The following is a 13,771-nucleotide window of genomic DNA, read 5'->3' on the forward strand; positions in this document are numbered from 1 at the left end:
CCGGGCGTCGGCCCATGGTATAGCCTCGGCTATGAAGGCGACAGCGCGCGGTCGCCTGCCGCTGGGCCGGGGAGGACGGCAGAGTCAGCGGCGGCTGTGCGGGTCGTGATCCGGGGGCGCGGCGGGCGCAGGCGCGTCTTCCGCCGGCCCGAAGATGATCCTCGCCCCGCGCTGATAGGTCCAGTAGGCCCAGGTCCAGTTGAGCAGCACCACCAGCCGGTTGCGGAAGCCGATCAGGAAGAACACGTGCGCCCACAGCCAGAACCACCAGGCGAGCACGCCCGACAACCGGACCCTGCCCAGATCGGCGACGGCAGCCTGGCGGCCGATGGTCGCGAGATTGCCGAAGTCGCGGTAGCGGAACGCCGCGCCTGCGGCGCCCTCGAGACGGGCGCGGATCGTCCGGGCGACATGGTGGCCCATCTGCTTCGCGGCCGGGGCCACGCCGGGCACCGGGCGGCCGTCCTGGACGACGGTGGCGAGGTCGCCGGCGACGAAGATCTCGGGGTGGCCGGGCACGGACAGGTCGGGTCCGACCTGCACCCGGCCGGCGCGGTCGAGCGGCACGTCCAGGGCACGGCCGAGCGGCGAGGCGGCGACGCCGGCCGCCCAGACCAAGGTGCGCGCCGGCACGAAACGTTCGCCGAGGCGGAAGCCTTCGGCATCGATGTCGGACACCGGCGTGCCGGTCAGCACTTCCACCCCGAGCCGCTCCAGCTGCCTGCGCGCCCGCTCCGACAAGGCATCGGGAAAGGCGGACAGGACGCGCGGTCCGGCCTCGACCAGGCGCACCCTCGCACTGGCCGGATCGATGTTGCGGAATTCCTCGCGCAGCGTGTGGCGTGCGATCTCGGCGAGTGTGCCGGCCAGTTCCACGCCGGTCGGCCCGCCGCCGACGATGGCGAAGCTCAACCAGGCCGCGCGCCGGTCGGGATCGGTCTCGGCTTCGGCGCGCTCGAAGGCCAGCAGGAGACGACGGCGCAGCAGCAATGCGTCCTCCAGCGTCTTCAGGCCCGGCGCATGCGCGGCCCAGTGATCGTTGCCGAAGTAGGCGTGGGTGGCGCCGGTGGCGAGCAGCAGGGTGTCGTAGGCCAGGATAGTGGTGTCGGCAGCGTCGCCATCGGGCGCGCCGTCGTGGAGCCGGATGCGGCGCGCGGCCTTGTCGATGCCGGTCACCGTGGCCATGCGCACTTCGACGTTGCGCTGCCGACGCAGGATGTGCCGCAACGGTGCGGCGATGTCGGGTGCCGACAGGCCGGCGGTCGCGACCTGGTAGAGCAGCGGCTGGAACAGGTGGTGGTTGCCGCGATCGACCAGGGTGATGCGCACCGGTGCGCGGGCCAGGCCGCGCGCGGCCCAGAGGCCGGCGAAGCCACCGCCCACGATGACGATGTGCGGCCGGGCGTCGTGCGCTGCGGAGGCGGTTCGGGATGTCGAGGTCATGCATCCACTCTACGGGCGGACCCGTGCAGGCGCGATGGCGAACGACCGATCCACGCCACAAGCGCCAGCGCCAGCGCCAGCGTCAGCTGAATGCTGGCCGGTACGCGGTGCCCGAGCGGCGCCCGGCGCGCGACTTTGTGATTGTGTCCGCCTCGTCGTGCCTTCGATACTCGCCGACATGCCTCGGGAACTCCACGGATTCGCGCGCACCGTCGCCATGCTGCTGATCGCAGTGCTGGTGGCGGTGCCCGTGGCCGATGCATTCGCCTGCTCGCTGGAGCTCGAGTCCTCGCACGCCGCGGTGCACGCATCCGAGCGCGGCGGGGATCCAGTGCCCGCAACGCAGGGCGACGAAGGCGACGCCGAGCGCCCGCATGGTGTCTGTGCGCACAACCACTGCCACCACACCACCGCCAACGTGCCGGTACGCGTCGCGTTGTCCCAGGACATGCTCGCGCGCAGCCCAGGCATGTCGTTCGAAGACGACGGCCGTCCGCAACACGCCTCGGACGGCCTGATGAGGCCTCCCCGGATCTGACGCGCAAACCCCCGCCAGTGCGCGGGGCGTTCACGTCGTCACTCCGATCCGGAAGCCTTCACAGGAGTCGTCCATGTTCATGCCGCTCGGCCGGCCGCTTCGCGCGGTGGGTCTGGCTGCGGCTGTCCTGGTTTGCGTCGCGCCCGCCGTGGCCGCGCAACCCGGACAGGTCGCGCCTTCATACGATGTATTGATCGACCGGTTGCACCGGATGCCCGCGGCGCTGGAGGCCGCGGCGCGGTCCGATGCCGCCCGGGAACGGGCCACGCAGGCCCGTGCATTGCCCAATCCCACGCTCGCCTGGGATCTGGAGAGTTTCCGCGGAACCGGGGCCTATCGAGGCTTCGGCAATGCCGAATCGACCGTCTCCCTGAGCCAGCCGCTGGAGCTGTTCGGCCAGCGCGGCGCGCGGATCCGGGCGGCGACGGCCGAAGCCGATGCCGAAGGACTGCGCGGCGAACAGCTGCGCTGGCAGGCCGCCGCGCGTTTCGCGCTCGCCTACGCCGAAGCCGAGGCGGCGGCACGCCGCCATCTGTTGGCCGAGGAGGCGCTGGCGCTGACCGAGCAGGATGCGCGTGCGGTGACGGTGATGGTCGAACGCGGCCGCGAAGCCGCCCTGCGGCAGGTGCAGGCCGAGAGCGAGGCCGAGTTCGCCCGCGCCGCGCTGGACGAGGCGCAGGCGATCCGGGAGGCGGCGTTCGCGCGCCTCGCGGCCATCGCCATGCTCGACGGGCCGGTGGCGACGATCGGCGACAGCCTGCTCGACCGCGTGCCCGATCCGCACATCGACCACACCGGCACGCCGCTGCCGGTGCGCATCGCGCAGGCCGAGCTGGATGCGACCGGGCGGCTGGTGACGGTCGAGCAGCGTCGGAGCCGGCCGGATGTCAGTGCGTCGATCGGCCGGCAGCGGTTCCGCGAATCCGGAGACGAGGCGTTGAGCGTCGGCCTGGCGCTGACGGTGCCGCTGTTCGACCGCAACCGTGCGGGCATCCGCGCCGCCCACGCCGACCGTCGGGCCGCGGAAGCGCGACTGGATGCGCAGCGGCAGGAAGCGAAGGCCGATCATCTGGCCGCGGAAGCGACGCTGTCCGCGTCCCGGTCGCGGACCCGCGCTGCCGACGACGGTGTGTCCGCGGCGCAGGAGGCCTACCGCCTGGCGCGCATCGGCTTCGACGCCGGCCGCATCGCCCAGCTCGAACTGCGCAGCACGCGCGCGGCCCTGATCGCCGCACGCAGCGCCGCCGTGGATGCGCGCGTCGCGCGGGTGATGGCCGAAATCGAAATGGCGCTGGTCGAAGGCCGCGCCCCGTTCGGAGAATTCCCATGAGTATCGAGACCACACTGCGGCGCCGGCTGGCGCTGGCCGCCGCGCTGCTGGCCGCACTCGCGGCCGGCTTCGGGCTGGCGCGACTGGGGGGCGACGTACAGGACGGGCGTGCGGATACGGACGAGCGTTCGGCGTCCGCGAACCATGCGTCCGCGCCGAGTGAACCGCACGACGGGCGTGAGAACGACGCGGAGCCCACCGAGGCGGGAGACGGTCACGACGACAACGTCGTGACGCTGACGCCGCGCCAGATCGAGGCCTCGGGCATCGAGGTGATCGCGGTCGGCCGGGGCGGCGGCGGCGAGACCCGTCTGAGCGGTCGCATCGAGCCGGCCATCGGCGCGCGTGCGGCGGTGTCGGCGGCGATGGGCGGTCGCATCGAGCGGGTGCTCGTCGCACCCGGTAGCGTGGTGCGCGAGGGGCAACCGCTGGCGATCCTCGTCAGCGGCGAAGCGGCCACCTGGCGCGCCAGCGCCGATGCCGCGCAGGCCGAGGCCGAGGCGGCCCGGCTCGCCTTCCAGCGCGACCAGGCACTGGTGGCCGAGGGCGTCGTCGCCCGGCAGGAACTCGAAGCCTCGCGCGCGCGTTCGCTGGCGACCGATGCGTCGGCACGCGCGGCCGCCGCGCAGGTGCGGGCGGCGGGGTCGCCCGACGCCGGCGGGCGCGCAACGATCACCAGTCCGGTGGCCGGCATCGTCGGCAGCGTCGCAGTGACGCCGGGCAGCGTGGTCTCCGCGGGCGCGATGGTCGCGACGGTCACCGATCCGGCGCAGTCGGAAGTGCTGTTCACCGCACCGCCCGCGCTGGCCGCACGTGTCGCGCCGGGGATGCGGATCGAGGTCACCGGGCCGGACGGCAGTTTCGCCGCACAGGTGGTCGGCACCGCGCCGGATATCAGCGAGGCCAGCGGGGCGACGCTGATTCGCGCGCAGGCCACGGCGGGGTGGCGACTGCCGCCGCCGGGATCACCGGTGGCCGGCGTGGTGGTGACGTCCCGGGACGTCGACACGCTGTCGGTTCCGGCCGATGCCGTGCAGACGGTGGACGGGCGTCAGGTCGTGTTCGTCGCCGGCGATGCGGGCTTCCGCGCCACGCCGGTGCTGGTCGGGCGTCGTGCCGGCCACCGCGTGGAGATCCTCGACGGACTCGACGCCGCGGCGCGCATCGCCGGACGCAACGCGTTCCTGCTCAAGGCCGAACTCGCCAAGGGCGAGGCCGGCCACGACCACTAGGAGACCGTCATGTTCAAGCATGTCATCGAATCGGCGGTCCGCTTCCGCTGGGGGGTGGTGGTCGCCGCGGCCCTGCTCGCGTGCTACGGCCTCTTCCAGCTCGTCCGGTTGCCGGTCGACGCCGTCCCCGACATCACCAACCGCCAGGTCCAGATCAACACCGTCGCACCGGCGCTGTCGCCGGACCAGATCGAGCGCCAGGTCACCTATCCGCTGGAAACCGCGCTGGCCGGCATTCCCGGCCTCACCGGCACGCGTTCGCTGTCGCGCAACGGGTTCTCCCAGGTCACCGCGGTCTTCACCGACCGCACCGATCTCTACTTCGCGCGGCAGCAGGTGGCCGAGCGCATGCGCGACGTCCAGGACGCTCTACCCGATGGCGTGAGCCCGAGACTGTCCGCGGTCACCACCGGCCTCGGCGAGGTGCTGATGTGGACGCTCGATTATGTGCCGTTCGATCCCGACGACACCGCCCCCGTCGATACCCCCGGATGGCAGCCGGACGGGGCCTACCTCACGCCCGAGGGCGAGCGGTTGACGACCGCGCAGGCGCGGGCCACCTACCTGCGCACGGTGCAGGACTGGATCGTGGCGCCGCGGATGCGCACTTCACCGGGGCTGGCCGAGGTCGACACCATCGGCGGTTACGTGAAGGAGTACGCGGTGCGTCCGGAGATCGAGCGGCTCGCGGCCTACGGGCTGGGCCTGTCCGATCTCGTGACGGCACTGGAGCGCGCCAACGTGCAGGCGGGCGCGGGTGTCGTCGAGCGTGCCGGCGAAGGTCTGGTGGTGCGCACCGATGCGCTGGCGCGGACCGTCGAGGACCTCGCCCAGGCACCGGTGGCGAACCGCGACGGCCTGGTGGTGCGGGTGTCGGATGTCGCCAGCGTCGACATCGGCCGTGCGCCGCGCCTGGGCGCCGCCACCCGCGACGGTCACGAAGCGGTGCTCGGCACGGCGTTGATGATCGCCGGCGGCAACAGCCGCACCGTGGCGCAGGCCGCGGCCGGGCGGCTGGCCGAGATCGGCCGGTCGCTGCCGCCCGGCATCGTGGCCGAGCCCGTGCTCGACCGCAGCGTACTGGTCAATGCGACGATCGCGACGGTCGCGCGCAACCTCACCGAAGGGGCGTTGCTGGTCGTCGCGGTGCTGTTCCTGCTGCTGGGCAACCTCCGCGCCGCCGCGATCACCGCGCTGGTGATCCCGTTGTCGTTCCTGTTCGCGGTCATCGGCATGAACCGCTTCGGGATCAGCGGCAATCTGATGAGTCTGGGCGCGCTGGACTTCGGGATCCTGGTGGACGGCGCGGTGATCGTGGTCGAGGCGACCCTGCTGATGCTCGGCCGGAAACGCCAGGCGCTCGGACGCGCCCTGACCGCGACCGAGCGCCTAGGCGTCGCCGTGGCCGCGGCGCGGAAGATGGTGCGCCCGGCCGCGTTCGGGCAGCTGATCATCCTGCTGGTGTTCGCGCCGATCCTCACGCTCGAAGGGGTCGAGGGCAAGACCTTCCAGCCGATGGCGGCGACGTTCATGCTGGCCCTCGTCGGCGCGTTCGTCCTCTCGTTCACCTTCGTGCCGGCGATGGCGGCGCTGCTGGTGCGCGAGCCGAAGGCCGGCCATGCCGCGGAGGCCGAGGCGCACGGACACGACGGCGACGGCGCGCACGAGACGCGCCTGATCCGGTTGCTGCGGACGCGAGCGGAGCCGGTCATCCGCAAGGCGGTGGCCCGGCCGGGGACGGTGCTGGCCGGCGCACTGGCGATGCTGCTGCTCGGCACGGCGACCTTCGTGTCGCTCGGGCGCGAGTTCATGCCGACCCTGGACGAAGGCAATCTGGCGATGCAGGCCTTGCGCGTGCCGTCGGCATCGCTGGAGCAATCGCTGTCGATGCAGCGCGCACTGGAGGACGCGCTGGTCCGGGAACCCGAAGTGGCGACGGTCTTCTCGCGCACCGGGACTGCGGAAGCGGCGATCGACCCGATGCCGCCCAACATCACCGACAGCGTCATCGTGCTCGAGCCGCGTTCGCGATGGCCCGACCCCGGGTTGGACAAGGATGCGCTGGTGTCGCGGCTGGACGCGCTGCTCGGCGAGCAGATCGGTCATGCGTTCGAGTTCAGCCAACCGATCGAACTGCGCTTCAACGAGTTGATCTCGGGCGTGCGTACCGATCTCGCGGTGATGGTGTACGGCGAGGATTTCGACGTGCTGCAGGCCGTCGCCGAACAGGTCGCGACACGCCTGCGCGGCGTCGACGGTGCGGCGGACGTGCGTGTCGAGCAGGTCGCCGGGCTGCCGACGCTGACCGTGCGCGTCGACCACACCACCGCCGCGCGTTACGGCCTGACCGCGGCCGACGTCAGCGATGCCGTGGCGACCGGGATCGGCGGCACCGCGGCAGGCCGGGTATTCGAGGGGGATCGGCGCTTCGATGTCGTCGTGCGTCTCGACGCCGACGCGCGCAACGATCCGGCACGCCTCGAGGCACTGCCCATCGCCACGCCGTCGGGCGCGACGGTGCCGCTGGCCTCGGTGGCCAGGATCGACATCGCCGAGGGGCCGAACCAGATCAGCCGCCACGACGGCAGCCGGCGGGTGGTGGTGCAGGCCAACGTGCGCGGGCGCGATCTCGGCGGCTTCGTCGACGCGGCCCAGGTGCAGGTGGCCGACGTGCCGCTGCCCGCAGGCGTGTCGTTGGCGTGGGGCGGCCAGTTCGAGAACCTGCAGCGGGCCGAGCGCCGGCTGGCGCTGGTGATCCCGGTGGTGTTCGTGCTGATCGGCGGCCTGCTCTATCTGGCGTTGGGATCGCTGCGCGAAGCCGGGCTGGTGTTCGTCTGCGTGCCGCTGGCGCTGGTGGGCGGTGCGCTGGCGCTGTGGTTGCGCGGGATGCCGTTCTCGGTGTCGGCGGCGGTCGGCTTCATCGCGGTGTCGGGCGTGGCGACGCTCAACGGTCTGGTGCTGCTGCAGGCGATCCACGAACGGCTGGATGCCGGCGATGCGGCATTCGACGCCGCGGTGGCCGGCGCGGCGAGCCGCCTGCGCGCGGTGGCGACGACGGCACTGGTGGCGATCGTCGGCTTCGTGCCGATGGCGATCGCGCGCGGCGCCGGCGCGGACGTCCAGAAGCCGCTCGCGACGGTGGTGATCGGCGGCCTGGTCACCGCGACGGTACTGACGCTGCTGGTGCTGCCGACGTTCGCTGCGCGTTTGTCTGCCGGGCGCCGACGCACGCATGAGGCGATCCCGGCGCCGGGATGAGCGGCCCGGCGCCGGGTGTGTCCGGGGCGGCGGCGGGGCGCTTTTCGCCCGGCGGAGTGCCACGACGCACACGGAGGCGGGCGGGCCCGCCTCCGTGTCTTCACTGCAGTGATGCGGACCTCGCCTTCAACGTCCGTAGGCGCGTGGCAGGCCACCCTGTGCGGCCGGCACGGCAGGACGCAGGTAGCGGTCGCGCAGTTCGGTCTGCCGTGAACGCATCGGGATCGCGCGACCGTCGAACCAGGTCTGCTCGGCCACGTGCGCCACGTCGAGCGGGTCGCCGCTCCACAGCACCAGGTCCGCGCGCTGGCCCGGTGCGATGGTGCCGATGCCCTGCACGCCGAGCGTCTCCGCCGGCACCCGGGTCAGGCCGGCGAGCGCCGCGTCCCACGGCAGGCCGTGGGCGACCGCGTTGCCGGCCAGCTGGCGCAGCTTGCGCGCGTTGTGGGCGGCGTCGCTCGATTGCGCGAACGACACCGCGACACCGGCGGCCTGCAGCCGCGCGGCATTCTCCAGCGTGGCGTGCAGCTGGTCGAAGCTGTCGGGCAGGTTGTTCAGCGGATCGACGAACACCGGCACGTTGGCCGCCGCGAGTTCGCTCGCCGCCCGCCAGCCTTCGGCGCCGCCCGCCACGGCCACGCGTACGCCGTGACGACGCGCCCAGCGCAGCAGCTGGCGGATGTCGGCGGCGCGGTCGACCGCGACCATCAGACGCCCGTTGCCGTCCAGATAGCGGGTCAGCGCCGCCCGGCCGGCCGGGGTGAGCAGGGCGGCGTGCGAGTCGGCGGGAATGCGGCCGCGCGCTTCGTCGATCAACTGGTCGAGCAGCATCCACTGGCCCGCACGCGACTCGCCGGCGAGGTTGGCGCCACGTGCGCCCAACTGCACGAACAGCACGCGCGGACCGGCGGGGTCGACACTGCCGTCCAGCCGCATCGGCGCGCCTTGGCCGGCGACGATCGAGCCGCCGGCGGTGGCGCCCGCGCTGAGCAGGTGGAAGCCCACGCCTTCGGCGGTCGCCACCGGACGCAGCAAGGTGTCCGGGTTGTAGGCCAGGGTCACGTCGAACTCGGGGCGCACCACCATGTCCTTGGCGCCGCTGCCCAGCGCCAGGCTGCCGTCGGCGGTGGTGCGCTCGCCGGAGACCTCTTCCACGCCGAGGCCGTTGATGCCGCCGAACAGGCTCGGTGTCAGCGGGCGACCGTCGGCCTCGATCACCGGTGCGCCGCCGGCCGACAGGCCGGGGCCGATCTCCGCCACCCGGCCGCCCCGCACGAGGACGTCGGTGGCCTGCAGCGTGCCGCGTGCGGTCGCGGTGTGCACGGTGGCATTGCGGATCAGCAGATCCTGGGCGGCGACGGGCAGCGCCAGCGCCGTGGCGAAGACGGCGGCGGCGAGTGCAGCGGCCAGCGGCCGTGATGCGATGCGGCGGCTCACGGGGCACCTCCCGTCGCGGCCTGCGCGGACACGGCGGAGGCGTGCGTCGGTCCGTTCTGGCGGGCGACGCCGCGATCGGATGCGCGCGGGGGCGGTGCGGTCGCGTCCTGGCCGAGCATGAAATCCGACACCGGCTGGCGCGCGGGATCGGCACGGTCGTAGAGGCGCGCACCGTCGATGTACACCTGTTCGGCCAAGGCATAGCTGCCGAACGGATCGCGGTTCCACACCACCACGTCGGCCATCTTGCCGACCTCCAGCGTGCCGGTCTGTTCGAGGATGCCCATCGAGCGTGCGGGATTGCGGGTGATCCAGGTGATCGCGCGCTCGGGCGCGATGTCGAGGCCGGCGCGTCGCGCGCTGGCCATCACCTTGGCGGCCTCCTGGTTGAGGCGCTGGATGCCCTCGCCGGAATCCGAATGCACGATCGCGCAGCTGTTCTCCGGGCGGTCGACCAGGGCGACGTTCTCCTGGATGCCGTCGTAGGCCTCCATCTTGAAGCCCCACCAGTCGGCCCAGAGCGCGCCGCAGACCCCGGCCTCGGCCAGTTCGTCGGCGAGCTTGTAGGCCTCCACACCGTGGTGGAACGCGGCGATCTCGAAGTCGAACTCCTGCGCCAGTGCGAGCATCGTCGCCATTTCGTCGGCGCGGTAGCAGTGGATGTGGACCAGGATGTCGCCGTTGAGCGCGCCGGCCAGCGTGTCCAGGCGCAGATCGCGCTTGCCGCCGTTGTCGCCGCCGCTGCTGTCGGCGTTGCTGCCGCCGCGACTGCCGCCGCGGCCGCTTCGCCGCGAACCGTCGTCCTCGGAGCGGGTGTTGCGGGTGCGGTACTCGGCGGCATCGATGAACGCGGCGCGGAAGCCGGCCACGTTGCCCATGCGCGTGGCCGGGCCGCCCTTGTCGCCGTAGACGCGTTTCGGATTCTCGCCGCAGGCCATTTTCAGCCCGTGCGGCGCGCCGGGAAACTTCATCGCCTGCACGCCGGTGGCGGCGACGTTCTTGAGCGTCACCCCGCGGCCGCCGAACAGGTTGGCCGAACCGGGCAGGATCTGCAGCGCGGTCACGCCGCCGGCCAGTGCGGCGGCGAAGCCGGGATCCTGCGGCCACACCGAATGCTCGGCCCAGACCGCGGCGGTGTTCGGGCTGGTCATCTCGTTGCCGTCGCTGTGCGCGCGCACACCCGGGCTCGGATAGACGCCGAGGTGCGAATGCACGTCGATCAGGCCCGGCGTGACCCACTTGCCGGCGCCGTCGACCACGCTGGCGCCTTCGGGCGCGTCGAGTCCGGCACCCACGGCCTGGATGCGGCCCTCGGCCAGCAACACATCGGTGTTCTCCAGGCGCTCGCCGGTACCCGTGAGCACGGTGGCACCGCGGATCAGCACCGGTGCGCTGGCGATCGGCGCGTAGGTGCTGGGATAGGGATCGTGGGCGAAGCGGGCGGCGCCGCGTGGCGCATCCTGGGCCAGCGCGGGCGCGATGGCGAGCGCCGCGACGAGCGCGGCGGCGAGCGGTTTGAGCATGTGGGTTCCCCGGAACGGACGGCAGTCAACCCACTGAACTTAGCCGGCGTACGACGCTGCTGCCAAGATGACCATGGTCATGGTCGGGTCGACGAAGCGCCCGCTTCGGGACTTCCGTCGCGATGCCGGCACGGGAGAAGGTGGAACGCTTGCCGGCGCGAGTCCCGATGCGACGCCGCTCGCGCGGTTCGCGAAGACAGCGCTTCCGGACCAGTCCCCCCGTTCCCCGCATCCGCTCGTCAGGCGTCGGCCGTAGAATGACGGCACGTTGAAGGAGCTCGTATGAAGGACAAGGCGCAGATCGTCGACAACTGGCTGCCGCGCTATACCGGCGTACCGCTGGACGGCTTCGGCGAGCACATCCTGCTGACCAATTTCGGCGGCTACCTCGCCCATTTCGCGCGCATGACCGGTGCCCAGATCGTCGGTGCCGACCGGCCGATGCCCAGCGCCACCGCCGACGGCATCACCATGATCAACTTCGGCATGGGCAGCCCGAACGCGGCCACGATGATGGACCTGCTGTCGGCCATCGCGCCGAAGTCGGTGTTGTTCCTGGGCAAGTGCGGTGGCCTCAAGCGCAAGAACCAGCTCGGCGATCTGGTCCTGCCGATCGCCGCGATCCGCGGCGACGGCACCAGCGACGATTACCTGCCGCCGGAAGTGCCCGCATTGCCGGCGTTCGCCCTGCAGCGCGCGGTGTCGACCACGATCCGCGACCTCGGTCTCGATTACTGGACCGGCACCGTGTTCACCACCAACCGCCGCGTCTGGGAGCACGACGAGGCCTTCAAGGACCGCTTGCGTGCGATGCGCTGCATGGCCATCGACATGGAGACGGCGACGGTGTTCGCGGCCGGTTTCGCGAACAGGATCCCGTGCGGCGCGCTGCTGCTGGTGTCCGACCAGCCGATGGTGCCGGAAGGGGTCAAGACCGAAGCCAGCGACGCGCGGGTGAGCGCGGATTTCGTCGAGTCGCACATCCGCATCGGCATCGAGGCGCTGCGCCTGATCCGCCGTCACGGCAAGTCGGTGCGTCACCTGAGGTTCGACGAATGAGCCTGCATGTGGGGGCGGCGAGCCGGTTGCCACGCGCATGGCGCGCGCTGCTGCTGGCGGCGCTGTGCGTGCCCTGGGCGGCCCAGGCCTGCGAGATGCCGGCGCCTGACGGGGCGTCTCCGGTCGGCATGCAGCGTTTCGAATTGGTGGACCCGTCGCGCATCGGCGTGCGTGGCGATACCGCCGGCGTGCCGCGCACGCTGCCGGCGCTGGTCTGGTACCCGGCGGCCGCGGCCGGGCCGCCGCGGCGCTACCTCACCGCCGACGAGGCACGGGCGCAGTTGCCGGCGCTGGCGCGCAACCTGCGCTACGACCCGGAGCGGCTGGCCGGCATCGACGACTGCACCACCTACGCCACCGAAGGTGCGCCGCCGGCCGAAGTGTCCGCGAGCTTCCCGCTGGTCGTGCTCAGTCACGGCTTCTTCGTGTACCCCGCGCAGAACACGGTGCTGGCGGAACATCTCGCCAGCCACGGCTACGTGGTGGTGGCGATCGGCCACCCCGGCGACGCGGTCGACCTGGCCTTGGCCGACGGTCGTGTCGTGCCGACCAACATGGAGGACGAGAAGCCGGATTTCCTCGCCTGGCGCAGCGCCTTCCACGGCGCCGCCGAGCATGCCGAGCGCGCGCCGTTGATCGACGGCTATGCCGCCGCGTTGGCCGGCAGCCGGCTGGGCGACAGCGTCGCCAGCTGGCGCGACGACATGTTGTTCGCGGCGGACACGCTCTCGGCCGCCAGCGAAACGCTGCCCGAACGCGTGCGCGCGGTGCTGCGCACGGCCGACCCGGGGCGGCTGGCGCTGGCCGGGATGTCGTTCGGTGGCTCCACCGCAGCCACCGCCTGCCGCCTGCGCCCGGCATGCCGGGCGGTGATCAGCCTCGACGGCCAGAACTTCGATCCCGAGCTGTTCGACGCCGAGCTCGGCCGCCCGTTGCTGCTGCTGCTCAGCGACTGGGTCCGCTTCCCGATGTACGACGGCCTGCCGTCGCCGGCGACGTTCAACCCGAACGACTATGCCTACGAGCGCTGGGACCGGCTCGGCGCGAGCCCCATGCCGAAAGTGCGGTTGCGCGTGCCCGGCACCCGCCACATGGCCTTCAGCGATCTGCCCCTGCTGATGCGCGGAGGCGACCGGGTCGCCGATTTCGGCGACGCCGACCCGGACGCGACCGCGCGGGCGATCGCCGCGGTCACCCGCGCGTTTCTGGACATGCACGTGGGCGACGGCGGCGAGCAGGCGCTCATGCGCGCCGTGGACGAAAGCGGCTTCGTGCCGCACGACCCCGCATCGACGCGCGAGTGGGTCCGTGGTGGCGGCGCGCGTCCGGGGATGTCGACGCCGTAACCGCAGCTTCCGACGCGACTCGAAGCCGGTGCCCTGACACGGGCGGTCGACACGGCGGGCGTCGTCCGCCACGAGGCGGCCCCGGCCCGTGTGCGGGCACACCAGAGGACGTCGTCGGGATCCCGACGCCGCCGGCAGGTCGACCGGCCCGGCGCCGATACGTTCTCTTCTCGCCTCAGCTGTTAGGGTGTGTGCCCGATACCGGACGACGCGCCAGGTCGCCGCATCTTCCGCAACGCCGCACCGAGCCCGGATGCCGGCTGGAGAATTCCCTTGAATCCCCGCGAGATCGCAGAGGCCGCCCTGGCGGATCTGGATAACGAACTGTCGCGCCTGCGCGCGGCGAATGCGCCTGCGCTGTCGGTCCTGTCGAGCTTCGCCGGTACGGCCGATGCCGTCCGTGCGATGCTTCCGCCCGAGCAGACCCCGTGGCTCGCCGACCGGCTGAAGGCACTGGCGATACGTCATGCCCTGCCGATCACCGATCTGTTTCAATAGCGTCGCACACGGCATCAGGGGGTGCCCGACGGGCGGGTCGCATGTGGCGACGCGCGATGCCAGCGCTGTGCGATGCGCGGCACCGTGGGGGCAAGAAGAGGAGGGGC

General features: G+C 72.2%; 9 protein-coding genes and 1 pseudogene. 7 read left to right on the plus strand and 3 right to left on the minus strand.

Features of this window, described 5'->3' with window-relative positions; translation table 11 throughout:
• Window positions 1-84: 84 nt before the first annotated feature.
• A complete protein-coding gene (locus RG19_RS00380) occupies window positions 85-1,443 on the minus strand; it encodes an NAD(P)/FAD-dependent oxidoreductase (protein ID WP_058833532.1) in 1,359 nt (452 codons plus the stop codon).
• A 178-nt stretch (window positions 1,444-1,621) separates the two neighbouring features.
• On the opposite strand from RG19_RS00380, the gene RG19_RS00385 reads away from it, so the two are divergent.
• From RG19_RS00385 to RG19_RS00400, 4 genes are all read left to right on the plus strand, one after another.
• Window positions 1,622-1,981 (plus strand): hypothetical protein, encoded by a 360-nt coding sequence (locus RG19_RS00385; RefSeq protein ID WP_058833533.1) that lies wholly within the window; start codon window positions 1,622-1,624, stop codon window positions 1,979-1,981.
• A gap of 73 nt (window positions 1,982-2,054) precedes the next feature.
• Entirely contained in the window at window positions 2,055-3,311 is a 1,257-nt protein-coding gene (locus tag RG19_RS00390; RefSeq protein WP_058833534.1) for a TolC family protein, read from the plus strand.
• Complete coding sequence (locus tag RG19_RS00395; protein ID WP_058833535.1) at window positions 3,308-4,543, plus strand: efflux RND transporter periplasmic adaptor subunit; 1,236 nt, start codon at window positions 3,308-3,310, stop codon at window positions 4,541-4,543. The genes RG19_RS00390 and RG19_RS00395 overlap by 4 nt, the downstream gene beginning before the upstream one ends.
• Before the next feature lie 9 nt (window positions 4,544-4,552).
• Entirely contained in the window at window positions 4,553-7,801 is a 3,249-nt protein-coding gene (locus RG19_RS00400) for an efflux RND transporter permease subunit (RefSeq protein WP_058833536.1), read from the plus strand.
• A gap of 126 nt (window positions 7,802-7,927) precedes the next feature.
• Here RG19_RS00400 and RG19_RS00405 read toward each other — a convergent pair whose 3' ends face one another.
• Both RG19_RS00405 and RG19_RS00410 read right to left on the minus strand, forming a co-directional pair.
• The gene (locus RG19_RS00405) at window positions 7,928-9,238 is read right to left on the minus strand and encodes an amidohydrolase family protein (RefSeq protein ID WP_058833537.1); all 1,311 of its coding nucleotides are present in this window, start codon (window positions 9,236-9,238) and stop codon (window positions 7,928-7,930) included.
• Window positions 9,239-9,342: 104 nt separating this feature from the next.
• A pseudogene (locus RG19_RS00410) lies at window positions 9,343-10,761 on the minus strand (amidohydrolase); the annotation flags it as partial.
• Window positions 10,762-11,043: 282 nt separating this feature from the next.
• Between RG19_RS00410 and RG19_RS00415 the strand changes: the two are divergent.
• The 3 genes from RG19_RS00415 to RG19_RS00425 all read left to right on the plus strand — a co-directional run bounded on the left by RG19_RS00415 (window position 11,044) and on the right by RG19_RS00425 (window position 13,664).
• On the plus strand, window positions 11,044-11,820 hold the full coding sequence (locus tag RG19_RS00415; RefSeq protein ID WP_058833538.1) for an AMP nucleosidase: 777 nt from the start codon (window positions 11,044-11,046) through the stop codon (window positions 11,818-11,820).
• Window positions 11,817-13,166: an alpha/beta hydrolase family protein gene (locus tag RG19_RS00420; protein WP_058833539.1), complete on the plus strand. Its 1,350-nt coding sequence runs from the start codon at window positions 11,817-11,819 to the stop codon at window positions 13,164-13,166. The genes RG19_RS00415 and RG19_RS00420 overlap by 4 nt, the downstream gene beginning before the upstream one ends.
• Before the next feature lie 273 nt (window positions 13,167-13,439).
• The gene (locus tag RG19_RS00425) at window positions 13,440-13,664 is read left to right on the plus strand and encodes a hypothetical protein (protein ID WP_058833540.1); all 225 of its coding nucleotides are present in this window, start codon (window positions 13,440-13,442) and stop codon (window positions 13,662-13,664) included.
• Window positions 13,665-13,771 lie beyond the last annotated feature (107 nt).

The organism is Luteimonas abyssi (assembly GCF_001482195.1).
In the GTDB taxonomy this organism is placed as follows: Bacteria; Pseudomonadota; Gammaproteobacteria; order Xanthomonadales; family Xanthomonadaceae; genus Luteimonas; species Luteimonas abyssi.

Excerpts from the sequence above, each read along its gene's own strand:
- RG19_RS00385 (WP_058833533.1), top strand. The coding sequence starts at position 1,622 with ATGCCTCGGGAACTCCACGGATTCGCGCGCACCGTCGCCATGCTGCTG.
- RG19_RS00420 (WP_058833539.1), top strand. The coding sequence starts at position 11,817 with ATGAGCCTGCATGTGGGGGCGGCGAGCCGGTTGCCACGCGCATGGCGC.
- RG19_RS00400 (WP_058833536.1), top strand. The coding sequence starts at position 4,553 with ATGTTCAAGCATGTCATCGAATCGGCGGTCCGCTTCCGCTGGGGGGTG.
- RG19_RS00380 (WP_058833532.1), bottom strand. The coding sequence starts at position 1,443 with ATGACCTCGACATCCCGAACCGCCTCCGCAGCGCACGACGCCCGGCCG.
- RG19_RS00390 (WP_058833534.1), top strand. The coding sequence starts at position 2,055 with ATGTTCATGCCGCTCGGCCGGCCGCTTCGCGCGGTGGGTCTGGCTGCG.
- RG19_RS00395 (WP_058833535.1), top strand. The coding sequence starts at position 3,308 with ATGAGTATCGAGACCACACTGCGGCGCCGGCTGGCGCTGGCCGCCGCG.
- RG19_RS00415 (WP_058833538.1), top strand. The coding sequence starts at position 11,044 with ATGAAGGACAAGGCGCAGATCGTCGACAACTGGCTGCCGCGCTATACC.